A 21,999-nucleotide genomic window follows, 5' to 3' on the forward strand; every position below is an offset into this window, starting at 1 on the left:
CTGTTAAGGAACTTGTGTTGCGTATTCTGTTTATTTGTAGTGAATATGAAGGGTTAATAAAAACAGGTGGTCTGGCAGATGCCTGTCGCGGTCTGGCCAGTAGCTTACTGGCCAGCGGCCATCAGGTTAGTGTGATCCTGCCCAGGTACGGCGCCTTGTATCAGGTTGAAACAACGGCTGCAGACTCAGTATTTGTTGAGCTGGGCGGGCGTACTCTTGGCTGTGCGGTACGAAATACTGAGATAGCCGGTGTGTCGGTTTACCTGCTGGAGCATCATGACTTTTTTGCCAGAAGCCGGCCGTATGACGATGGCGAGCATGGCTATCCGGACAATCCGCTGCGGTTTGCGTTTTTCTGCAAGGCGGTACTGCAGTGGTGTACCGAGCAGCCTGCATTTGACATTTTACATGGCCATGACTGGCAGACTGCGCCGACGGCGTATTATCTGACAAATAACTACCGGCAGCATCCTAAACTGGCTAAAACACCTTTTGTATTTACCATTCATAATGGTGCCTACCAGCAACAATCTGAGCCGCACTGGGCCGAGCAGCTCGACCTGCCGCTTGATGGCAATAGCGTTAATTTTCTGCAGATAGCACTGCAGTATGCAACGAAGATCAATACCGTCAGTCAGGGCTACCGGGATGAGCTATTAACTGAGCCTGCCGCCAATGGCCTCTCGGCCTGGTATCAGCAGCGCCAGCAGGATTTCAGCGGAATTTTAAATGGCTGTGATTACCAGCAATGGGACCCGGCCACGGACACGGCATTGCCGGCAAACTATCAGGCGGCTGATTTAACCGGCAAAGCGCTGTGTAAACAACAATTGCAACGGGATTATCAGTTAGCCGAAACCGACCAGCCTTTGCTGGTAGCGGTAAGCCGGGTTACCGGTCAGAAGGGTTACGATATACTGATCCCGGCGCTTAAACATCTGCTGGCAAACTATTCGCTGCAAGTTGTGATTGTCGGCAGTGGCGAGGCGCGTTACTGTCAACAGTTACATCAGCTAACGGTAAGCTTTGCTGATAAATTCCGCTTTATAGAAGGCTTTAATGAGCAATTGGCCCATCAGGTGGAAGCGGCCGGTGATTTTTTTCTGATGCCGAGTTTATTTGAACCCTGTGGCCTGAATCAGCTGTACAGCTTGCGCTATGGCACCTTGCCACTGGTGCGGTTAACCGGTGGCCTAAAAGACACGGTGGTGCCCTGGCCTGATAAGGGGGCAACCGGGATTGGTTTTACTGAACCAACGGTTGATGCTTTACAGCAGGCGTTACGTCAGGCCCTGGCGTTGTATCAGGACCAGAAGATGTATAAAGAAGTTCAGCAAAATGCAATGGCGCAGAGCTTTGGCTGGGCCGAAGCTGCTAAGCAGTATCTGACGCTCTATCAGCAGGCGAGGCAAGCCGTTTAAGCCAATTTACGGCGCTATTTTAAGCGATATGGCGAGTGGCTGAGCAAACAGCCGTGCTGGTGGTAGTTTGTCGTGGGCATTGTAGATAATCTTTGTTAGCCTGCTGGCCAGAATGTTTACTGAAAAGTTTACTGAGACGATTGGTTAAAAGTTCACTGAGTTGTTTACTGAGGTTAAGTTATGGATGCGTTGACACTATTAACGACACGATTCTCCACGCCGCGTTTAACCGAGCCGGCGCCCAGGGGCGAGGCGCTGCAGCTTATTAAAAAAGCGGCGTTAAAAGTGCCGGACCATGGTGGTTTAAAACCATGGCGTTTTGTTATTGTCACCGGTAAAGAGGCCCTTAACCGGTTGGGGGATGTGTTTGCCGAAGCGGCGATTGAAGATGCGCCCGGTATTTCTCCGGAAATGCACGAGCGCGCCAGACAGCTACCGCTGCGTGCGCCGATGGTGATTGTATGTATTGCCAGGGTAACGGAACATGCTAAAGTACCAGCCCATGAACAGGTACAATCTGCTGCCTGTGCGGTAATGGCGATGCAACAAGCGGCATTTGCTCAGGGTTTCGGCGGTATCTGGCGCACCGGCAGCTATGCCCAGCAGGATTTTGTAAAACAATCTCTGGATGTCGGCGAAGATGATGAAATTGTCGGTTTTTTATATTTAGGTACCGCAGCAGCTAATGCACCGGTGCGCAACGATCCGGATCCGGAGGCGTTTTTCTCGTATTTTTAAGCGTTGCCAGTGGCAACCGTTTTCAGTAACAACAAACCCGCCAAAGGCGGGTTTGTTGTTTTAAGCTAAGCTGCTTTGTTAGAACTCAGCGTTGCCCGGGGTGCGGGGGAAGGCAATAACATCGCGCACATTGCCGACACCAGTCACATAAGACACTAAGCGCTCAAAACCCAGACCAAAACCGGCATGGGGTACCGTGCCGTAGCGGCGCAGGTCGCGATACCAGCTGTAATCTTCTTTGTTCAGGCCCATTTCATCCAGGCGCTTATCGAATTGCTCCAGCCGCTCTTCCCGCTGACTGCCGCCGATAATCTCGCCAATGCCGGGGGCTAGTACATCCATGGCAGCAACGGTTTTACCATCGTCATTTAAGCGCATATAAAAGGCTTTAATGTCTTTTGGGTAGTTCTGCATAATAATGGGCGCGCCCACATGTTCTTCTGCCAGGTACCGCTCGTGCTCAGATTGCAGATCCACACCCCATTCAACCGGGTACTGGAACGTTTTGCCACAGTTTTGCAGAATTTCAATGGCGTCGGTGTAATCCATCCGCACGAAGGATGAGTCAATCAGCTTTTGTAAGCGGCTGATGGCAGTCGGGTCGATACGCTCGGCAAAAAACGCCATATCATCGGCACGCTCGCTCAGCACGGCTTTGCAAACATACTTCAGCATATCTTCTGCTAACTGAGCGATGTCCTTTAATTCGGCAAAAGCCACTTCCGGTTCAATCATCCAGAACTCCGCCAGATGGCGGCTGGTGTTAGAGTTTTCAGCCCGGAAGGTGGGACCGAAAGTGTAAATCTTTGACATGGCACAGGCGTAGGTTTCGCCGTTTAGCTGGCCGGAAACGGTCAGATAGGTTTCCTTGCCGAAGAAATCTTCACTGAAATCAACCTTGCCCGTGTCGGTGCGGGGCAGGTTTTCAAAATCAAGGGTGCTGACCCGGAACATCTCACCGGCGCCTTCAGTGTCTGAGCCGGTAATAATAGGGGTACTGATCCAGTAATAACCCTGCTCATGGAAAAACCGGTGAACGGCTTGCGCTAAACAATGCCTTACCCGGGTAACGGCGCCAACCACGTTGGTCCGCGGGCGCAAATGGGCGTGTTCCCGCAGATATTCCATGCTATGGCGCTTGGGTGCCATCGGATACGTATCCGGGTTTTCCACCCAGCCAACTACGGTGACATTTTCTGCCTGAATTTCAAAAGCCTGGCCTTGCCCCTCCGAGCGGGCGACGGTGCCGCTGACAATCACTGAACAGGCGGTGGTTAAGCGCTTAATCTCATTTTCATAATTAGCCAGATTTGACGGCACAACGGCCTGCACCGCATCAAAACAGCTGCCATCGTGCACAGCTAAAAAAGAAATACCGGCTTTGGAATCGCGACGGGTGCGGATCCAGCCTTTAACGGTGATCTGTGAACCGGTGTCGTACTTACCGGCCAACACATCTTTAACTACGGCGTGCGTCATGCAACAAACTCCAGATGGTGTTATAACTAGGCTATATTTATGAAAGCTGTAATCATACTTAGCCAGAAGCTGAACACAAGTAAAAGTTGGAAGGAAGCCAAAAATGACAGCATATAATAAGGCCGGGCCAGATAAGGGAGGGCCGGATTTTGAACGGCGGGAAGGGCCTGACTTACTCTGCCGGGCATTTAAGTATCTTGCCGTAATTGCCTGGTTGCTGTTTTTTGCGGCACTGGTTGTCAGCCATTATGCCCGGCCGGAAATGGATTCGGGTTTAGTGCGTTATCTGGGGCTGGATATTCGTGACTACTGGCGGCCCCGGTTAACCTTCTGGCTAGTATACCTGCTGTGGGGCAGTGTACTGGTTAGTGTCGCCAGTTTGCTACTCAATCGGATGAGGTTAAGACGCCGTGGCGATCATATGCATTTCAATATTATTATATTGCTGCTTAGCGCCAGCGGTATGCTGTTTTACATACTGCGCTAAACCTTTCTCTCGGCATTTTAATTACTGAATCTATATTAATTACTGACACTGCTGGCAGCCACGCTCACCATGGCTGCGCTAAGCTTGCTTAGTTGCGCCGGGCTGATGATAAAGGGCGGCATAATATAAATCAGGTTGTTAAATGGCCTGATCCATACCCCCAGCTCAACAAACTGCTGCTGTAACTTAGCAACATTTACTTTCTGCTGCATTTCCAGCACGCCAATAGCGCCCAACACCCGCACATCCTTAACGGCCGGCAAGCTCTTACAGGCCGCCAGTTCCCGCTGCAGCTGCTGTTCTATTGCCGCTACCTGGGCCGGCCAGTTATTCTCACGGATAAGCTGAACACTGGCATTGGCCACCGCACAGGCCAGCGGGTTGGCCATAAAAGTCGGGCCATGCATTAAACCGCCGGCGGCACTCTGGCTGATGCCCCTGGCCACTTCATCGGTGCACAGGGTGGCAGCCAGTGTAATGTAGCCGCCACTCAAAGCCTTACCCAGACACATAATATCCGGTGTAATACCGGCATGTTCGCAGGCAAAGAGTTTGCCGGTGCGGCCAAAACCTGTGGCAATTTCATCGGCAATCAGCAATACATTGAATTGATCGCACAAGGCCCGGGCCTGACGCAGATACTCCGGATGATAAAAACGCATACCGCCATAACCCTGAACAATGGGTTCCAGAATAAGTGCGGCAATCTGGCTATGCTCCTGTGCCAGCAGTTCAGCGAGTGGTTGCATATCGGCCGGATTAAACGCTGCATCAAAGCTACTTTGCGGCGGCGGCAGAAAAAAATGCTGGCTTAAAATGCCGCTAAACATGTCGTGCATGCCATCCACCGGATCGCATACCGCCATCGCGGCAAAGGTATCACCATGATAACCCTTACGCAGGCTGATCAGTTTGGTTTTGGCCGGGGTGTCGCTGGCCAGCCAGTATTGCAGCGCCATTTTAATCGCCACTTCAACCGCTACCGAGCCACTGTCGGCCAGAAACACTTTAGTTAATGCAGCAGGGGTTATTTCTACCAACTGCTGACACAAACTGACCGCTGGCTGGTGGGTTATACCGCCAAACATCACATGGGCCATTTGTTGCAGTTGGTCGGTTACTGCGGCGTTTAGTGCCGGATGGTTATAGCCATGGGCAGCGGCCCACCAGGATGAGGTGCCGTCAATAAGTCGCTGGCCATTTTCCAGCATTAATTCACAGCCCTCGGCCCGGCTGACCGGATAAACCGGTAGCGGGTCCAGCATTGAAGTATAAGGGTGCCAGATGTGGTCGCGATCAAATTCTAAGTTAACGGCCATAATTCATGCTCATAAAATAACCAGTAGTAAAGTTTATAGCGTGGTTAGCGTTGACAAGCTGTCACCGGCGGTTAGACTAGCCGAAAAACCGCATAACAACAATGGATACCCCTTATGCAAGCTGCCACCACCACTCAGGTACGCCATAACTGGACCCTCGCTGAAGTTAACGCGCTGTATGCGTTACCGTTTAATGATTTACTGTTTCAGGCGCAAACTGTGCACCGTCAGTTTTTTACCCCTAATGAGGTGCAAATCAGCACCTTGTTATCAATTAAAACCGGTGCCTGTGCCGAAGACTGTAAGTATTGCCCGCAAAGCGGTCATTACAATACCGGGCTGGAGCGCGAGCGCTTGCTGGAAGTTGAAAAGGTACTGACTCAGGCTGCCGCCGCGAAAGCACAAGGAGCCAGTCGCTTTTGTATGGGCGCTGCCTGGAGCAACCCGAAGCAGCGTGATATGCCTTACATTATTGAAATGGTTAAAGGTGTTAAAGAAATGGGGCTGGAAACCTGTATGACCCTTGGCATGCTTGATAACAGCCAGGCTCAGACCCTGGCGCAGGCAGGCCTGGATTACTACAACCATAACCTGGATACTTCACCGGAATTTTATGGTGAAATTATCACCACCCGCACTTATCAGGACCGCTTAGACACACTGAGCCATGTGCGCGATGCCGGTATGAAAGTTTGCTGCGGTGGTATTGTGGGTATGGGGGAAAGTGCTAATGACCGCTCAGCGCTGCTGATGCAACTGGCTAACCTGCCAGAGCATCCGCAAAGTGTGCCAATTAATATGCTGGTTAAAGTACAGGGTACGCCACTGGAAAATGTTGAAGATTTAGACGGTTTTGAGTTTATCCGTACCATCGCCGTTGCCCGGATCATGCTGCCGCAAAGCCATGTCCGGCTGTCAGCTGGCCGCTCGCGGATGAACGAGCAAATGCAGGCGTTATGTTTCTTTGCCGGCGCCAACTCGATTTTTTATGGCGATAAATTACTGACCACCGATAACCCGGAAGCTAACGCTGATATGCAGCTTTTCGCCAAGCTGGGGATTAAGCCAGAGCAGCGTGCCGATGTGTCAGACGAAGCCCATGAGCTGGCGTTAGCGGATGCTCTTAACGAGCAGACCAATCCGCCGCTGTATCATGCAGCTCAGTAGAAAGCAGCTCAGTAAAATGCGGCGCAGTAGCCATGTCGGAAGCTAAGCTGGCGCAGTTGCAGTACGCTCTTGCTGAGCGTGCTGCCAAACACTTATTACGCCAACCTGTGACGCTGGACAATTACAACGGCCGTTTAATCACCATTAACGGCCAGCAGTATCTGAATTTCTCCGGTAATGATTACTTAGGGCTGGCGACAGCGCCAGAGGTGCTGCAAGCCCTTGCTGAAGGTGCGACACACTATGGTGCTGGCAGCAGTGGCTCGCCATTGGTGACCGGCCAGCATAAAGTGCATCAGCAATTATGCGATACGCTTTGCGACTGGCTGGGGGTAGAGCGGGCGCTGTTGTTTTCGTCCGGTTTTGCGGCGAATCAGGCAATGCTGTTAACCCTGGCCGATAAGCAGGATCTGCTACTGCTGGATAAACTGAGTCATGCGTCTTTGATTGATGCCGCCCTTTGTAGCAAGGCTGACTTAAAACGCTTTGCTCACAATGATTTAAACTCGCTTAGTAGTCTGCTTAAGCAACAAACGGCAGGGGCTTTACAGCCGATGGTGGTAACAGAGGGCGTGTTCAGCATGGATGGCGACAGCCCGGATTTACCGGCATTACTGGCACTATGTCAGCAATATAAGGCGCCGTTATTGCTGGATGATGCTCATGGCCTGGGTGTGCTTGGACCTGAGGGCAGCGGCAGTGCGACAGCACAAGGCATTGCCATTAACGACCTGTTTTGCCTGATGGCCAATTTTGGTAAAGCCCTGGGGATTGGCGGCGCTTTTATTGCCGGTAGTAAAACTGTAATAGATTATCTGGAACAATTTGGCCGCCATTATATTTACAGCACGGGCTTATCGCCGGCCCTTTGTGCAGCGGTGTTAAAAAGTATCGAACTGTGCCGCAGCCAGAACTGGCGACGCGAGCAACTGCAGCAAAATATCAGCTTGTTTCGCCAGTTAGCAGCAGAGCTGCCGCTATTAGTGTCCGACACGGCGATTCAGGGCGTGGTGCTGGGTGATAATGAGCGCGCACTTGCTGCCAGCAAGCAGCTGAAGCTGGCCGGCGTCTGGCTGAGCGCTATCCGGCCGCCAACCGTGCCTGCTGGCAGTGCCCGCTTAAGAATAACCCTTAGCGCTCAGCATACTGCGCAGGACATCAGGTTACTGGTGCAGCAGTTAAGGCAGATAGCATGATGACCTCTGAGTTAATTACACCGCCAGTGGCTGCACATCAGGCGCCGCATGAAACTCACTTTGTGAAACAGGTCGCAGCCAGTTTTGGTAAAGCCTGTGACAGTTACTTAGCTGCTGCCAGGTTGCAACAGCAGGTAGCGCGGGATGCGCTGGCCCTGTTGCCTGGGGTTCAACAAGGCCAGTTGCTCGATTTAGGCTGTGGCCCGGGTTGGATCCACCCTGAATTCAGCAAGTATTGTACTGCTTTTACTGCGGTTGATTTGAGCAAAGGTATGCTGGCCAAAGCCAGTAGTCAGCAACGGGCAAGGGCGTATATTCAGGCTGACGCGGCGGCACTGCCGTTGGCCACTAAGCAGTTTGACAAGGTGTTCTCCAGCCTAATGTTACAGTGGTGTCCCAGGCCTGCTGCAGTATTAGCAGAAGCAGCCCGGGTGCTGGCACCCAACGGCCAGCTGGTTATCAGTACGCTGGTGCAGGGCACCTTATATGAGCTGCAAGGCGCCTTCGCAACCCTGGATCAGCATTCGCATATCCACCCATTTTTACCTGAAGCAGCGCTTATTGCTGCCGCTAACCAGTTACCGGGTATTCACTGGCAGTTTGAACGCCTTAGTTACCCTTTGTATTACCCGGATGTGCAGAGTTTAGCCCGCGAGTTAAAAGCGTTGGGGGCGAATCAGGTTGCCGGACGCAGCCAGACAGGCCTAACCGGAAAAGGCTACTGGCAAAAACTGGCCGCTGCTTATGAGAGGCATCGTACCCGCGAGGGCTTGCCAGCCACTTATCAGGTACTGTTTATTCGCGGAGAAAAGTATGGCGGTTAAATCGTTGTTTGTTACTGCCACTGACACCGATGCCGGCAAAACCTTTGTCAGCTGTCTGTTGTTACAGGGTTTCGCCAAGCTCGGTGTGGCTGCTGCGGGGGTGAAGCCCATAGCAGCCGGAGCTGACGAGCACTATCAGAATGGTGACGCGTTACTACTGCAGCGCCATTCTGGTATCGCGTTACCGTATAAGCTGGTAAACCCGATATGTTATCAGGCACCGGTAGCGCCACATCTGGCGGCGCTAATTGAACAGCAACCGATCAGTGAAGCAACGCTTGATAATGCGCTTAACAGCTGGCAACAATTACCACTACAGCAACTATTAATTGAAGGTGCGGGCGGTTGGTTATTACCCATCAGCGATAAGCGCTATCTGGCTGACTGGGTAGCGAAACAGCAGTTACCGGTACTGCTGGTTGTTGGCATGAAGCTGGGGTGTTTAAACCACGCCATGTTAACCGTGCGGGAGATTGCCCGCAGTGGCTGTAACCTGGTGGGCTGGGTAGCCAATTGTGTCGACCCGGCCATGGCATTGCGTGAGCAGAATATCGCTGATCTAAAACAACGGATCCCAGCACCTTGTCTGGGTGTGGTGCCTTATGCACCGGATAACGCGGAGCAAGTTGCGTTGAGTTTAGCCAAGGATCTCCTTAAGACTTCAGGTTGCAACACACGCTAAGCTCGCCACAGCAACTACTTCAAACATCCTGTTTGTCGCCCTGTGGGCCAGCTAAAGCTGTTCAAATTCGTTCCATACGAATTTGTCGCTACCGCTGGCGCGTCGGCTCAGACACTCTGTGGCGACTGAGCATGTGTTCCAACCTTCGTTTTGAAGGGCTCTGCATGTCGCAGTTAGATATTGTTAAAAAAACAATCTGATAAATCACTATTCTCAGCTATCGCCGTTTTATCACCACCTTTAAATAAATAACCGCCGCCACTGCCCAGCAGTGTTAGTTTATCACCACTGCATTTAAGGGCAGTACCTTCTGGTAAGGCAATAATCGGCGTGGTGGGGTTTAACACCATAAATTCGGCCAGGCGCATATCCCGTGTTTCACCATGAAAACCCTCTGGTTTATAGTCACTGTAGTGCGGGTTTAACTGCACTGGCAACAGGTTTAATCCATTAAACGATGCAGGTTCGACAATCGGCATATCATTAGTGGTGCGAATAGTGGCGCCTGCGATGTTGGAGCCGGCACTCCAGCCAATATAGGGCATGCCATCAGTTACGCGTTGCCTGATTAATTGCACGGTATCTTGTTGATATAGCTTGTTAAGTAGCTGAAAAGTGTTACCACCACCTACTGCTATTGCCTGGGCCTCGCTAATCGCTGCTTTCGGATCAGCGTACTGGTGCAAGCTGGTCACTTTTATTGATAGCGGGGCCAGTGCGCTGGCCACTTGTTGAAAGTAGTTGTCGTCAGTGATAGTAACGCCGGCATAGGATACAAATAACAGCTCATCGATGCCTTGTAGCTGGGTTTCAAGCCAGGACATATAGGGTGCCAGATAAGCACTGTTATTGGCGCGGGAGCTACTAAGTAAAAGTAATTGCATGAAATCCTCTGGTTTTAACCTGCTGTAACAACTCGCTATTGTAGCGAAAAGTGCGCAGCGACACATGTTTTCTTACACTTTAGCTTACTAAATACCGCCTTTGGTAATTTGAAATTCAGCTTACTGGCCATATATTAATGTCAGTTAAGTCACTGAGGTAAGCGTATATGAAAAGAGTTTTGCTATTTCTGGCAACTAACCTGGCGGTAATTTTAGTACTGAGTATTGTACTGAATATTGTCTTCAGCTTTTTTGGGATAGATCACAGTAGTATTGGCGGCTTACTGGTATTTGCAGCCATTTTTGGCTTTGGTGGCTCGTTTATCTCGTTAGCATTGTCAAAATGGATGGCGAAACGATCAACTGGCGCTGTGGTGATTACCCAACCGCGCAATGCCACCGAGCATTGGTTGATGAATACCGTGGCCCGGCAGGCCAAACAAGCAGGCATTGGCATGCCTGAGGTGGCAGTTTATGACTCGCCGGAGATGAATGCCTTTGCCACCGGTATGAGCCGGAACAATGCCCTGGTGGCGGTTAGTACTGGCTTGCTGCGTAATATGAAAGAAGATGAAGTAGAGGCGGTACTGGCGCACGAGGTATCGCATGTTGCCAATGGTGATATGGTCACGCTGACGTTAATTCAGGGTGTGGTCAATACCTTTGTCATTTTCTTTGCCCGCTTGATTGCCGGTGCAATTCGTAATAACAACCAGCAATTAGGTACTTTTGCTTATTTTGGTATCGTCATTGTGCTGGAAATCGTGTTTGGTTTCCTGGCCAGTATTATCGTGATGTGGTTCTCGCGTCAACGGGAATACCGAGCAGATGCTGGCGCGGCGCGCCTTTCAGGGCCTGACAAAATGATTGCGGCGCTGGAGCGGTTGAAACACAACCATGAAAGCCGGTTAGAGGGCAGCATGATGGCCTTTGGTATTGCCAGTAAGAAAGCAAAATCTGAGCTGCTGTTAACCCACCCCCCACTGGAAAAACGGATTGAAGCGCTGCGTAGCAGACGTGAGTTTTAAATTGAAGCCCCGGTAACGGGGCTTTTTTATTTTGATTAGTCAGTCACTTTCCTGACAAATTCTGACTTCAGGCTCATGGCACCAAAGCCATCAATTTTACAATCGATATCGTGATCACCTGTCACCAAGCGGATGTTTTTAACTTTGGTGCCTATTTTAACCACAGACGACGAGCCCTTAACTTTAAGGTCTTTGATGACCGTAACACTGTCACCATCCTGTAAGGTATTGCCAGCACTGTCCCGAATGATGCTCTCAGTAGGAACAGCTGTCGCGACAGAGCTTTCTTGATTAAATTCATGGCCGCATTCCGGGCAAATAAGTAAGTTGGCATCCTGATAAACGAATTCAGATTGGCATTGAGGGCAGGCGGGTAACGCAGACATAATGTAATTCCTGTAACAAGTAAGCTGGCCAGTTTAGATCCGGCAGTATTATAGCCCAATGCCAGCCTGGTAACAGACAAAAACATTTTAAACGCCGGGGCGTGTCGACAGTGTTTTGCCACTATCAACGCGCTGAATAGTGGATATTTTACCGCCTTGCAGGGCAACGATAATAATTTTTGCTAAGGTAACGCCTTAAGCGCCAACAGATTGGAGTCAGCATGCTAACAGCACCGCAATTTACCAGTTTTAATCCACCTCGCCGCATTCTGATGGGCCCGGGGCCATCAGATGTATATCCACAAGTACTGGCCGCGCAGGCCAAGCCGACTATCGGCCATTTAGATCCACTGTTTATCGGTATGATGGACGAGCTGAAGCAACTGTTACAGTATGCGTTTCAAACTACGAACCCGATGACCATAGCAGTGTCTGCACCGGGTTCTGCCGGCATGGAAACCTGTTTTGTCAATCTGGTTGAGCCGGGCGAGAAAGTTATTGTTTGCCGTAACGGCGTGTTTGGTGAGCGAATGCGCCAGAATGTAGAACGATGTGGCGGTGTTGCAGTATGTGTTGATAATGCCTGGGGTGAACCAGTAAGCCCGGAACAGGTTGAGGATACGCTTAAACAGCACCCTGACGCCCGCTTTCTGGCATTTGTTCACGCCGAAACGTCTACCGGCGCATTGAGTGATGCGAAAGCTCTCTGTGCGCTGGCAACACAATATGATTGTATCTCTATCGTCGATGCTGTGACATCGTTAGGTGGGGTGGAGCTGCGGGTAGACGAGTGGGGTATTGATGCCATTTATTCTGGTAGCCAGAAATGCCTGTCGTGCGTGCCGGGTTTGTCACCAGTGTCGTTTTCTGAAAAGGCGGTCGCGAAAATTCAGCAGCGCAAAAGACCGGTGCAAAGCTGGTTTTTAGATCAAAGCCTGGTAATGGCTTATTGGAGCGGTCAGGGTAAGCGCAGTTATCATCACACGGCGCCGGTAAACAGTTTATATGCGCTGCATGAAGCCTTGCGCTTGCTCGCTACTGAAGGGCTGGAGCATGCCTGGCAGCGTCACCGCGCTATGCATCAATTGTTGGCGAAAGGTTTAACATCGCTTGGGCTGGAGTTCGTGGTGGCAGAGCCTTACCGGTTGCCGCAGCTAAATAGTGTTTATATTCCGGCTGGGGCAGATGATGTAAGGCTTCGTAGTACCTTACTAAATGAATATAATCTGGAAATTGGTGCAGGCCTTGGCGAACTTTCTGGCAGAGCCTGGCGTTTGGGATTAATGGGCTATGGCGCCCGTCGTGAAAATGTAGCATTGTGTATTCAGGCACTCAGTGAGCAACTTGCCAGCAGCTGAGGATATTCCGGCGCAGTCAGGCCAATTTTCTACAGAAAAGGCTGCCAATATTCGTTGATAACAGCTATCTTAAATCTGTTAATAACAGAGGACGTACGCTATGCCAGTAACAGCTGAGCTTAATGCTGAGATAAAAATTCTTAATTTATATAATCTCGATTCACAGATGGAAGGGTTAAAAGTACACAAAGACGCCGATAGCGAGACCCGGGCAGCGATTGCCCGCCTGCATCAGAAAGGATTGCTTACCCAGAATGACGGGGGCTATCTGACTGATTTAGGCGTACACTGCGCGGAGCATATTCAGACAGCCATGCGTATTTTAACCAATCGTTAAACTGTTAACAGTTCCCTGAATTATCGCGCACTGGCCTGTTTTTCAGGCCAGTTCAACTTTGCCAGCGTTTTAGCGTTTTGTTTTAAATGTTGCTCTAACAGCAATAACGCTTGCTGATCATCGGCATACACTGCGCGCTGATATAATGAGTCTATTTTGCCAAGCAACGTAGTGTTTGCCGCGTTATGTGTTTTCAGTTCAGCAATAAACTGGCTGAAATGCTGACCTGCGGGTTTATTGACTAACACCTTGCCAAAGTAGCGTCTGATGAGTAGCACAGGTGCTGCAAATTTTGGCGGTTGTCTTTGCAAACGCAGAAACCACCATAATAACAATGCCGCTACTAACAGCGAACCGAGCAATGCCAACAACTTGCCAGCGGCTTTAAGCTGCTGCCACAGATTAAGCTGCTGACTTTCATCGAAACCGAGTACCCATACCGACCAGTAATAATCCAGATGCAGCAATTGTTGATTAATATAATTAAAGGCGGAGAAGCGACGCCAGCTGGCTTGCAACTGATTTTGCTCATCGGCAGAAAGCGCCGCATCCAGACCATCCAACACCCTTTCAGGCGCTATAACAGCAGTGGGATCAAACCGCTGCCAACCATTGTTAGCGTAATATTCTACCCAGGCATGCGCTTCACGTTGTCGTACTTCCAGATATTGTTGTTCTTCATGCCAGACCCCGCCCTGATAACCCCCGACGACTCTGGCGGGCACACCTGCTTCCCTTAGCAAAACCGCTGTCGCAGAGGCATAATGACTGCAAAAACCGGTGCGACTGTCAAACAAGAAAGCATCAATACTGTTATCGCCAAGGCGCGGCGGGTTTAAACTATAGAAATAAGGCTGTTGTCGGAACATTTCGCTTATCTGCTCAATCAACCCGGCAGTAGAACCGGCATTAGCGACAAGCTCTGCAGCGAGGACTTTGGTTTTTGGATTCGCACTTACAGTACGACTATTTAACTGTTGTTCCAGCGCAATATCTTGCGGTATTGCCTGTAGTTCACTTACCAGCTGATAGCTAAGCCGCTGACTGACAGGACGCCGGGCTTCAACTAAATAGGCTGACGCTGGTCGCACTGAATTGGCATATTGCACCGGCATACCCAGTGCAAACAGACTGCGCTGATTACTGACTTCAGCAATGATCTGATAGCTGACTGTCTGTTCAATGTTGGGGTTAGCTGATTGTCTGCTACCCGGTTGTCGCCGGTCAAAGCGTTGATTTACGTTCCAGCTACGACCATCAAAATCTTCATAAACTTTTGCCCGCCAATACAATTGTTGGCGCGGTGGCAGCGAACCGCTGAATATCGCCCGAAAGGCTAATTTGTCACTTTGTACCAGATTTTCAATACTACCGGGATCCAGACTGTCGGCGAGGCCGGTGACCGCAGCTTCTGCGGTTGGGATCCGCCATAATGGTTGTAAGCGTGGAAATAACAGGAACAACGAGATCCAGATTGGCAGCGTTATCAGGATGGCTTTGCCCAGTTGCAGCAACTGCAGTTGATGTTGCTTGCTGGCATACAATTGATAATGGCTGTAGAGCGTTAATAGGAGCAGTGCCAGAATAAGCAGGCTGACCAAAATACTCTGATAGAAAATAAAACAGCAAGCCAGCAGAAAATACAGTACCCATAACAGCTGATGACTGTCGTGGCGCTGGCGGATCAGCACCAGGCGACAGGTGACTGATAGCAGCAATATTTGGATCATAAAATGGAATACGCCACTTTGCCGAATGCTGATTAGCAACAGCAGCAGGATCAACGCAGCAATAATATTAATGCGTTTTAGCTTATTAACTTTTGAACTGCTTTGCTGCAATGGCCAGCGGTATAACAGCAATAATAGTAAGATGGCGCTGTACCATAGCGGTAGTGCCTGATGTAGCAGCATTATCACGGCTAGCAGAATGACGTAAAAAAAGAGTAAGGCCTGCCGGCTTAATAACACTAACATAGTGCCATCTCGCGAAGGCAGCGTTCCAGATGCTGTTGGCCACAGGATGGGTCAACGCTTTTTTTATTTATTCGCAGGCCGTACGGCTTGCCGCGTTGCTCCAGTTGCAACATAAGGTAACAGGCTTTTGACAGGGCAACTTCCAGTGCTGCGCCACTGACTGCGGGTATGGTGATCCAGTCTGGCTCGGGTTGTGGACTGCTAGGTGCATGTTTTACGACCGGGCTCGTCGGGTCACGGGCCAGCCGTTTCCACAACATTAATTTGAGGCTGTCACCAGACTGATAGCTGCGAATTGTATCGTAATCATCTGCTAGCTGATTTTTGTTGCCACTGTTCTCACCAAGGCTGTTTATTGCATCAGTAGCCAAGGGTTTTGGAAATACCCAGTAATGATAATCAAGATTGAGCATACTTTTGCAATTGAACAAACCAAAAGGATAATAGCTATGAACGGTAAGTCGGGGCAATGAAAAATAGCCGCGGCGCTCAGTGATAAGCGGCACCATAATCTGCTGACTGTTATCGGTAAATGCTGGTTGTTGCTGATGATAAAAATAGCATTGTAGTTGTTGACGCGGCAGGGGGGCTTGCAATGTTACCGGTACCATTAGTGTCTCTTCAGCATAAGCGCTGAGAACCGGGGCACAACTCACCGTTATGTTATGCAAATTACGCCAGGCTAGCGTAAGCGCTAATAACAATACCGACACCAGCATGTAACTCATCAACAGGATCAAATTATTTTGGTAATTGGTGCCGAGTAAATAAAGCAGAATCAGTAATAATATGTACCACAGACCAAACCGGCTTGGCAGAATGTAAATAATCTTCTGAGTTAATGTCACTACTCTGGCTTTGGGCTGTCGCTTATCCAGCCAGTTATTAAACCACCGGGTTGCCAGGTTTTTGAGGCTTTTCATAGCGGACAATCAGTTTGCTCAAGTAGTATCTGACTAAGACTGTGACTGGCCGCGCTGGAGCGTGGATCTAAACGATGCTCGGCTACTGATGGAAATACCTGTTGCACATCATCAGCACTGGTAAAGTCTCTGCCGGCAAGCAGGGCATGGGCTTTACTGGCACGAAGTAATGCTTTTGACGCCCTGGGTGACAACGGTAGCATGTCGTTGCGGTTGCGACTGGCATCAACCAGACTCAGCAGATAATCGATAACGGCATCGCTGACGTGTACTGCGGTTACCTGTTTTTGCAGGTTCTTAAGCGTATCACTGTCCAGCTGCTGGGTTAAAAATTGTAACCGCGAGCCTTTGCTGTCTTCGACCAGTAGTTGATGTTCAGCTGCACGTTCAGGAAAACCCAATGATAAACGCATTAAAAAGCGATCCAGCTGTGATTCAGGTAACGCAGAGGTACCGGCATGAAACAATGGGTTCTGAGTTGCTATCACAAAAAACGGGCTGGGTAGCGGCCGGGTTTCTCCGTCAGTACTGACCTGACGTTCTTCCATTGCTTCTAATAATGCGCTCTGAGTTTTCGGGCTTGCCCGGTTTATTTCATCAGCAAGTAATACTTGCGAAAACACCGGCCCCGGTTGAAAATGAAATTGTTGTGACCGGGCATCATAAATGCTAATCCCGGTTAAATCGGCCGGCAGCAGGTCACTGGTAAATTGGACCCGGCGATAACTTAAACCAAGGCTGTTGGCCAGTGCGTGGGCGAGGGTGGTTTTGCCCAGCCCCGGCAAATCTTCCAGCAATAAATGGCCTTCGGCCAGTAAACAGCAGAGTGAAAGTCGAATTTGCTGTTGTTTGCCAAGAATAACCTGATTAAGGCTTTGTTCGACTTGATGTAGTTGCGCTAACACGCCATCTCCTTACTGCTGGTATTGTTAAGCGGCTGTTGCCACTCAATCGGGTGGGCTTTCACGAATACGGTTACTAAATTTTTTTGCTTCAGATATCTATACTAGCTGCTCTGGTGAGGGGATCAACAAAAACAATAAGGCAGCCGAAGCTGCCTTATTCAGATTGACTGACGATAGATCAGAAGTTTACGACCAAGTCAGCGGAACATACTGTAGTGCCTTCAAGACACAGGCTGTAAGTTGCTGATGGGGCCATCGAGTTAAACCGATCGCGATGTCTGCCATCGTTTTCGATAGTTTCGATATATTCGCCATCACGATACAGGTCGACATTGCCGGTTGCCCCGGTCCAGCGTAAATCAACTATGGTTGAGCCGGTACGAGCCCGGATGGCGCGGTGCAGGGTAAGACTAATATCACTTGCCACCACAGCAACCGATTGACTGGTCATGTCAGTTAAGCCGGTGTCATCAGTAACCGTCAGGCTGACGGTATAAGAGCCCTCTGCTGCATAACTATGACTTGGGTTTTGTTGATCAGACATAGTACCGTCACCAAAATCCCAGCTCCAACTTGCGATATCATCATTGGCATCGGTTGAGGTGTCGGAAAAATCTACATCGAGGCCAGATGCAACGTAGCTAAAGCCTGCTACAGGTGCTTCCGGATCCGGGTCAACAACATCGCCACCAAGAGCAGTGATCGTTAAGCTCCAGCTGTTCAGAGTGCCGACGTCAGCACCTGCATTGTCTGATACATTAAGCGTCCAGTCACCCTGCATCGCTTCACCATTGAAGGTGTCGACGGTCCAGCTCTCCACTAAATCATCTTCGCTGCCACCACTGCGGTTTTGCAACGTATGCTCGGTTCCCTGTGGTGAGGTAAGGGTCACAATTAAGTCACCGCGCCAGGTATGAGTAATATCGACGCCGGCTTCAACACTAAACACTGTGCCTTCATTTGGTACGTTGATAACACTTTCAATACCCTCTGCATCGTTATCAGGGATGTCTACCGGAGTGGTATTGTCAAAGCTGAAATCAGCCAGGCCTTGTGGCAGCAAGTCAAGTGTCGCCGACACACTCTTAACTACTTCAGGATCTGCGGCATCAATACCTGTTACCGTAACTAAGTAATCACCCCAGGCAGTATCAGCCATTGTGGGTACCGTTACGGTGACAGTATCACCCGGTTCAGCAGTATCTGCTGATAAGCTAACACCTTCCAAGCTTGGGTCGGTACTGACACTAAGTTCCACTGTTCCCATCCAATCCGCCAGATTACCCACGTCTAAGGTAAACTCAGCTGTTTCGCCAGCAACAATTTGCTGGCTGCCAGGTGATAACGACAAGCGGAAACTTGGGGTAGGATCAGCGTCTGCCAATGCATTGACCAGGTTTAAGCGTTTACCAGAGACCGTTTTACCATCCAGCGAGGCGAGTTCATCGCCGCTATCCATCAGAATGGTTTTCATTTCCAGCGGGGTAATTTCCGGATTAATTGACCATAACAATGCCGCTGCGCCCGCAACGTGCGGTGAAGCCATTGAAGTGCCAGAATAGGAGGCATAACCATTTCCCGGAATAGTAGACTGAATAGCTGAACCCGGCGCGCCCAGGTCTACTGTCGTTGCACCATAATTCGAGGCGCCAACAGCAAATACCGACAAATCGTCATTCCTGTCAGTTGAAGCAACTGACACTATCACGTCTAAGTCGTATGCCGCCGGATACATCGGACTGACATCTGCGTCTGCACCATCGTTACCAGAAGCGGCAATAAACAGAATACCGGCGTCGCCACCTGACTGAATAGCTGCTCTGAGGGTTTCAGAGAAACCTCCGCCACCCCACGAATTGTTAGTCGCTTTGACATTGACGCCGTAATTTGTTTTTAAATCAGTAAAATAGTCAATACATTCAATCGCGCCAGCGGTACTGCCGCCGGTTGGGCCCAGAAACTGGCAAGGTAACAATGTCACATTCCAGTTAACGCCAGTTATACCAACACCATTGTCGCCGCTGGCACCAATTGTACCGGCAACATGGGTACCGTGACTGTCACTGTCCATCGGATCGTTGTTTTCATTAAGGGTCGAATAACCATGAGGGTGGCCAGGATAGCTGCCATCGTTTTCCCAGCGATTTGGGATAAGATCCGGATGATTATAGTCCATACCAGAATCGATTACGCCAATAACGATATCCCGGCTGCCAGTTGTAATATCCCAGGCTTCAGTTGCACTTATATCTGCTCCGGCAGTACCACCATTTTGCCCGGTATTATCAAGTGCCCACATTTCACCAAAACTAGGGTCATTTGGCACTGCAAGAGGCACATTCAGCGCTTTCACCAGATAGTTGGGTTCTGCAACTTCAACAGCAGGATCAGTAGCCAACTGTTTAATCAGAAAATCATGGTTAATTCCTTTTGGTACGATAACTTTAGCAATGCGACCGTTAGCAATATGGCGCATTTTAATGTCACGCCCCTGATTATCGAGCTGTCGGAGACTGGCACCACTGCGTTTAACCGCAGCTACACGCTCTTGTTTTGATACCCCAGGTTTAAACATAACAAGAATAGAATCATCAGCTTCGGCTACCTTATTGGACGCGAAAGCTGAACCGGAAGATAGCGCCGCGGCAACCGCCAGCGCTAGTATTTTTTGCTTGGACATATCAGTTCCTATTTTAATTATTTGTAAACGCATGCTCGACGAAGCACACCTAAGCATTAGCATGTATATTAACAATTTGCTCATATTTAACTATAAAATAGTACAAATGGGTTAGTAGCTTAGGACGGTTAAATGTTAATTAAACTGGTTATATATCTGTTTTTTAATTGAAAATAAAATTAATAAAACGCTTTTATGTAAAATATAAAATAAAACATTTGTCCTATTGTAGCTTTCTGATATGTCTTTAGTCTGAATGATGTAATAAAAAATGAAGGAATAAATGTGCGTAATGTAAACTACAAGGCGTTGGTGTGTTTTTTTGGATTGGCGTCCGGCGGATGTGCGTTTGCAGATGTTTCTGTACAGTTAACTTCATTGTTAGAGCGTCATGCTTTGGCTAACGGGGTTGATATCACTCAGTTGGGTGATCTTAATGTCGCTGATGTAACGCAAGGTGGCGACGCTAACTATGCTGTATTGCTGCAGCAAGGCGTGCTTAATCAGATATACCTGCAGCAGTATGGCAGTGGCAATGAAGCACAAATCAGTCAGTTTGGTAATAACAATGTTGCTGATATTTTACAGCAGGGAGAGAGCAATCTGATCCAGCTTGAGCAATGGGGAAACCGTAGTTTCGCTATTGAACAAATTGGCAACGGAGCGGAAATCTCAATAATTCAATACTAATAAGAGACTCAGGGAGATTCACATGAACCTTATTAAATCACGTAAACATCTATTAAGTATGGCAATCGCTTTATGTTTTGCTGGCAACGTTATGGCAGAGAATGAAGCAATCATTATCCAAAGTTCTGGTGCTGGTTCACTGGAAGGTAACACAGCAGAAGTTACACAGACTAATACTGGCGGTACTGCTAACCTCGCTAGGGTTGAGCAGATTGGTGAACTGAACTATAGCAGCATTTTACAAAATGGATTGTGGCTTGAAGGCTACAGCTTTAACTCTGGCAGTGATAACAGCGTGCGTATGGAACAATTTGCAGATTGGCATATTGCTTCCAGTGATATTGTTGGTGACGAAAACATCGTAACTGTCACCCAGGACGGGTTCTTTAACCAGGCAGACGCTGTTATTAATGGTAATGTTAATGATGCAGTTATATTTCAAGCCGGCGATTTGAACGAGGCAGTTATTACCCTGACCGGTGACATGAATGTGGCCGAAATAGAACAGAATGGTAATGCAAACTGGGCTAATGCCAGTTTCGCTGGCAATGAAAATATGTTTTACAGCTTCCAGGAAGGTAATGACAATGAAGCTGCCATGCTGGATGCGGCGGGAAGCTTTAATGAATTTGAAGCTGAGCAGTTTGGCGATCAAAATGTTGGTGGTGTAGTTGGTTTAACAGGCGACGACAATGCTGTGTATGTGCAGCAAGATGGTCTGGCAAACGTATTTATTGCAACCGGAGTATCGGGCAACGATAATTTTATCGATATCAAGCAAGAAGGCTTTGATAACGTATTTTTAGTTGAACCCTTAAGTGGCAATGACAATATGGTGCTTGTTGATCAAACTGGCGATAGCAATTTAGTAGAAGCGCCTATTGGCCTGGTCGGTAATGACAACCTAATTGATATGCGCCAGGACGGCAGCCTGAATAATGCATTAGTTGCAACCGATGGTGATGGCCATAATCTGACCATTTACCAAAATGGTGATGTTAACACCGCAGAAATGATTTTAGGTGGTGATAGCAACCAGGGAGACATCTACAGCTTCGGTAACGACAACTCCGCGGGCATCATATTATTTGGTGCAGATAACAGTGCGGAAATACGTCAGCTGGGTGATGAAAACTTCGCGTTGATTGATGTGCTGGGCGATGACAATGAAATTGGCGTGGAGCAGGATGGTAACCTCAACGAAACGCTGATTACCAGTGATGTTGCTGTGGCCATGAATACTATTGATGTTGAACAGAGCGGTGATTTAAACCTGGTAGATATCCTGGTGGAAGGTAGCGGCAATATTGCAGATATTTTGCAGGAAGGTGACGGTAACTGGGTAGCCGGTAATGACGGTTACTTTGCACTTTCAGGTGAGAATGGCACTGTAAGCATTAGTCAGGTAGGTAATGATAACCTGGTTCTTGGTGAGCAGTATGGTAATGGTAATATCATGAATATTACCCAGCTTGGTGATTTCAATACCGCAATTGTTACCCAAAACTAACTTGAAGGG

General features: G+C 49.1%; 20 protein-coding genes. 12 read left to right on the forward strand and 8 right to left on the reverse strand.

Features of this window, described 5'->3' with window-relative positions; genetic code table 11:
- Positions 1–17: 17 nt before the first annotated feature.
- Complete coding sequence (locus tag CRO03_RS00165) at positions 18–1,421, forward strand: glycogen synthase (protein WP_097109570.1); 1,404 nt, start codon at positions 18–20, stop codon at positions 1,419–1,421.
- Positions 1,422–1,601: 180 nt separating this feature from the next.
- Positions 1,602–2,159, forward strand: coding sequence for an NAD(P)H nitroreductase (locus CRO03_RS00170; protein WP_097109571.1), 558 nt, complete (start codon positions 1,602–1,604; stop codon positions 2,157–2,159).
- A 78-nt stretch (positions 2,160–2,237) separates the two neighbouring features.
- Here the strand turns inward: CRO03_RS00170 and asnS are convergent, their stop codons facing one another.
- Positions 2,238–3,638, reverse strand: coding sequence for an asparagine--tRNA ligase (gene asnS, locus CRO03_RS00175; RefSeq protein WP_097109572.1), 1,401 nt, complete (start codon positions 3,636–3,638; stop codon positions 2,238–2,240).
- A 103-nt stretch (positions 3,639–3,741) separates the two neighbouring features.
- On the opposite strand from asnS, the gene CRO03_RS00180 reads away from it, so the two are divergent.
- A complete protein-coding gene (locus CRO03_RS00180) occupies positions 3,742–4,125 on the forward strand; it encodes a hypothetical protein (RefSeq protein ID WP_097109573.1) in 384 nt (127 codons plus the stop codon).
- 35 nt (positions 4,126–4,160) lie between these two features.
- Here the strand turns inward: CRO03_RS00180 and bioA are convergent, their stop codons facing one another.
- Entirely contained in the window at positions 4,161–5,444 is a 1,284-nt protein-coding gene (gene bioA / locus CRO03_RS00185) for an adenosylmethionine--8-amino-7-oxononanoate transaminase (RefSeq protein ID WP_097109574.1), read from the reverse strand.
- 114 nt (positions 5,445–5,558) lie between these two features.
- On the opposite strand from bioA, the gene bioB reads away from it, so the two are divergent.
- Genes bioB through bioD form a run of 4 tightly spaced genes read left to right on the forward strand, consistent with a single transcriptional unit; the run spans position 5,559 to position 9,313 of the window.
- Positions 5,559–6,611 carry a biotin synthase BioB gene (gene bioB, locus CRO03_RS00190; protein WP_097109575.1) on the forward strand — a complete coding sequence of 351 codons (1,053 nt, stop codon included), beginning with the start codon at positions 5,559–5,561 and terminating at the stop codon, positions 6,609–6,611.
- A 32-nt stretch (positions 6,612–6,643) separates the two neighbouring features.
- A complete protein-coding gene (bioF, locus tag CRO03_RS00195; RefSeq protein WP_097109576.1) occupies positions 6,644–7,807 on the forward strand; it encodes an 8-amino-7-oxononanoate synthase in 1,164 nt (387 codons plus the stop codon).
- Positions 7,804–8,631, forward strand: coding sequence for a malonyl-ACP O-methyltransferase BioC (bioC, locus tag CRO03_RS00200; RefSeq protein WP_245861351.1), 828 nt, complete (start codon positions 7,804–7,806; stop codon positions 8,629–8,631). The genes bioF and bioC overlap by 4 nt, the downstream gene beginning before the upstream one ends.
- Entirely contained in the window at positions 8,621–9,313 is a 693-nt protein-coding gene (gene bioD / locus CRO03_RS00205; RefSeq protein ID WP_097109577.1) for a dethiobiotin synthase, read from the forward strand. The genes bioC and bioD overlap by 11 nt, the downstream gene beginning before the upstream one ends.
- Positions 9,314–9,486: 173 nt before the next feature.
- On the opposite strand, the gene pepE is transcribed toward bioD, so the two are convergent.
- A complete protein-coding gene (gene pepE, locus CRO03_RS00210; protein WP_097109578.1) occupies positions 9,487–10,197 on the reverse strand; it encodes a dipeptidase PepE in 711 nt (236 codons plus the stop codon).
- A gap of 167 nt (positions 10,198–10,364) precedes the next feature.
- Here pepE and htpX point away from each other — a divergent pair, with 167 nt between their 5' ends.
- Complete coding sequence (gene htpX / locus CRO03_RS00215; RefSeq protein WP_097109579.1) at positions 10,365–11,225, forward strand: protease HtpX; 861 nt, start codon at positions 10,365–10,367, stop codon at positions 11,223–11,225.
- Positions 11,226–11,260: 35 nt separating this feature from the next.
- On the opposite strand, the gene CRO03_RS00220 is transcribed toward htpX, so the two are convergent.
- Positions 11,261–11,611 (reverse strand): zinc ribbon domain-containing protein YjdM, encoded by a 351-nt coding sequence (locus tag CRO03_RS00220; protein ID WP_097109580.1) that lies wholly within the window; start codon positions 11,609–11,611, stop codon positions 11,261–11,263.
- Between the two features lie 221 nt (positions 11,612–11,832).
- On the opposite strand from CRO03_RS00220, the gene CRO03_RS00225 reads away from it, so the two are divergent.
- Both CRO03_RS00225 and CRO03_RS00230 read left to right on the forward strand, forming a co-directional pair.
- Positions 11,833–12,969 carry a pyridoxal-phosphate-dependent aminotransferase family protein gene (locus CRO03_RS00225; protein WP_097109581.1) on the forward strand — a complete coding sequence of 379 codons (1,137 nt, stop codon included), beginning with the start codon at positions 11,833–11,835 and terminating at the stop codon, positions 12,967–12,969.
- A gap of 100 nt (positions 12,970–13,069) precedes the next feature.
- Positions 13,070–13,306 (forward strand): TIGR02647 family protein, encoded by a 237-nt coding sequence (locus CRO03_RS00230; RefSeq protein WP_097109582.1) that lies wholly within the window; start codon positions 13,070–13,072, stop codon positions 13,304–13,306.
- A gap of 20 nt (positions 13,307–13,326) precedes the next feature.
- Here CRO03_RS00230 and CRO03_RS00235 read toward each other — a convergent pair whose 3' ends face one another.
- From CRO03_RS00235 to CRO03_RS00250, 4 genes are all read right to left on the reverse strand, one after another.
- Positions 13,327–15,282 (reverse strand): transglutaminase TgpA family protein, encoded by a 1,956-nt coding sequence (locus tag CRO03_RS00235; protein WP_097109583.1) that lies wholly within the window; start codon positions 15,280–15,282, stop codon positions 13,327–13,329.
- Positions 15,276–16,205, reverse strand: coding sequence for a DUF58 domain-containing protein (locus CRO03_RS00240; RefSeq protein WP_097109584.1), 930 nt, complete (start codon positions 16,203–16,205; stop codon positions 15,276–15,278). Before CRO03_RS00240 ends, CRO03_RS00235 begins: the two co-directional genes overlap by 7 nt.
- On the reverse strand, positions 16,202–17,110 hold the full coding sequence (locus CRO03_RS00245) for an AAA family ATPase (RefSeq protein ID WP_097109585.1): 909 nt from the start codon (positions 17,108–17,110) through the stop codon (positions 16,202–16,204). Before CRO03_RS00245 ends, CRO03_RS00240 begins: the two co-directional genes overlap by 4 nt.
- Positions 17,111–17,288: 178 nt before the next feature.
- Positions 17,289–19,790, reverse strand: a complete 2,502-nt coding sequence (locus tag CRO03_RS00250) for a S8 family serine peptidase (protein WP_097109586.1) — start codon at positions 19,788–19,790, stop codon at positions 17,289–17,291.
- Between the two features lie 285 nt (positions 19,791–20,075).
- On the opposite strand from CRO03_RS00250, the gene CRO03_RS00255 reads away from it, so the two are divergent.
- Both CRO03_RS00255 and CRO03_RS00260 read left to right on the forward strand, forming a co-directional pair.
- Entirely contained in the window at positions 20,076–20,480 is a 405-nt protein-coding gene (locus CRO03_RS00255; RefSeq protein WP_097109587.1) for a curlin subunit CsgB, read from the forward strand.
- A 22-nt stretch (positions 20,481–20,502) separates the two neighbouring features.
- Complete coding sequence (locus tag CRO03_RS00260; RefSeq protein WP_097109588.1) at positions 20,503–21,990, forward strand: hypothetical protein; 1,488 nt, start codon at positions 20,503–20,505, stop codon at positions 21,988–21,990.
- Positions 21,991–21,999: the final 9 nt, after the last annotated feature.

The sequence above is a fragment of the Arsukibacterium tuosuense genome, from assembly GCF_900215315.1.
Lineage (GTDB): Bacteria > Pseudomonadota > Gammaproteobacteria > Enterobacterales > Alteromonadaceae > Alishewanella > Alishewanella tuosuense.

Excerpts from the sequence above, each read along its gene's own strand:
- bioD (WP_097109577.1), top strand. The coding sequence starts at position 8,621 with ATGGCGGTTAAATCGTTGTTTGTTACTGCCACTGACACCGATGCCGGC.
- CRO03_RS00250 (WP_097109586.1), bottom strand. The coding sequence starts at position 19,790 with ATGTCCAAGCAAAAAATACTAGCGCTGGCGGTTGCCGCGGCGCTATCT.
- htpX (WP_097109579.1), top strand. The coding sequence starts at position 10,365 with ATGAAAAGAGTTTTGCTATTTCTGGCAACTAACCTGGCGGTAATTTTA.
- CRO03_RS00235 (WP_097109583.1), bottom strand. The coding sequence starts at position 15,282 with ATGTTAGTGTTATTAAGCCGGCAGGCCTTACTCTTTTTTTACGTCATT.
- CRO03_RS00170 (WP_097109571.1), top strand. The coding sequence starts at position 1,602 with ATGGATGCGTTGACACTATTAACGACACGATTCTCCACGCCGCGTTTA.
- CRO03_RS00240 (WP_097109584.1), bottom strand. The coding sequence starts at position 16,205 with ATGAAAAGCCTCAAAAACCTGGCAACCCGGTGGTTTAATAACTGGCTG.
- bioB (WP_097109575.1), top strand. The coding sequence starts at position 5,559 with ATGCAAGCTGCCACCACCACTCAGGTACGCCATAACTGGACCCTCGCT.
- bioA (WP_097109574.1), bottom strand. The coding sequence starts at position 5,444 with ATGGCCGTTAACTTAGAATTTGATCGCGACCACATCTGGCACCCTTAT.
- bioC (WP_245861351.1), top strand. The coding sequence starts at position 7,804 with ATGATGACCTCTGAGTTAATTACACCGCCAGTGGCTGCACATCAGGCG.
- CRO03_RS00180 (WP_097109573.1), top strand. The coding sequence starts at position 3,742 with ATGACAGCATATAATAAGGCCGGGCCAGATAAGGGAGGGCCGGATTTT.
- CRO03_RS00225 (WP_097109581.1), top strand. The coding sequence starts at position 11,833 with ATGCTAACAGCACCGCAATTTACCAGTTTTAATCCACCTCGCCGCATT.
- asnS (WP_097109572.1), bottom strand. The coding sequence starts at position 3,638 with ATGACGCACGCCGTAGTTAAAGATGTGTTGGCCGGTAAGTACGACACC.
- bioF (WP_097109576.1), top strand. The coding sequence starts at position 6,644 with ATGTCGGAAGCTAAGCTGGCGCAGTTGCAGTACGCTCTTGCTGAGCGT.
- CRO03_RS00220 (WP_097109580.1), bottom strand. The coding sequence starts at position 11,611 with ATGTCTGCGTTACCCGCCTGCCCTCAATGCCAATCTGAATTCGTTTAT.
- CRO03_RS00260 (WP_097109588.1), top strand. The coding sequence starts at position 20,503 with ATGAACCTTATTAAATCACGTAAACATCTATTAAGTATGGCAATCGCT.
- pepE (WP_097109578.1), bottom strand. The coding sequence starts at position 10,197 with ATGCAATTACTTTTACTTAGTAGCTCCCGCGCCAATAACAGTGCTTAT.
- CRO03_RS00230 (WP_097109582.1), top strand. The coding sequence starts at position 13,070 with ATGCCAGTAACAGCTGAGCTTAATGCTGAGATAAAAATTCTTAATTTA.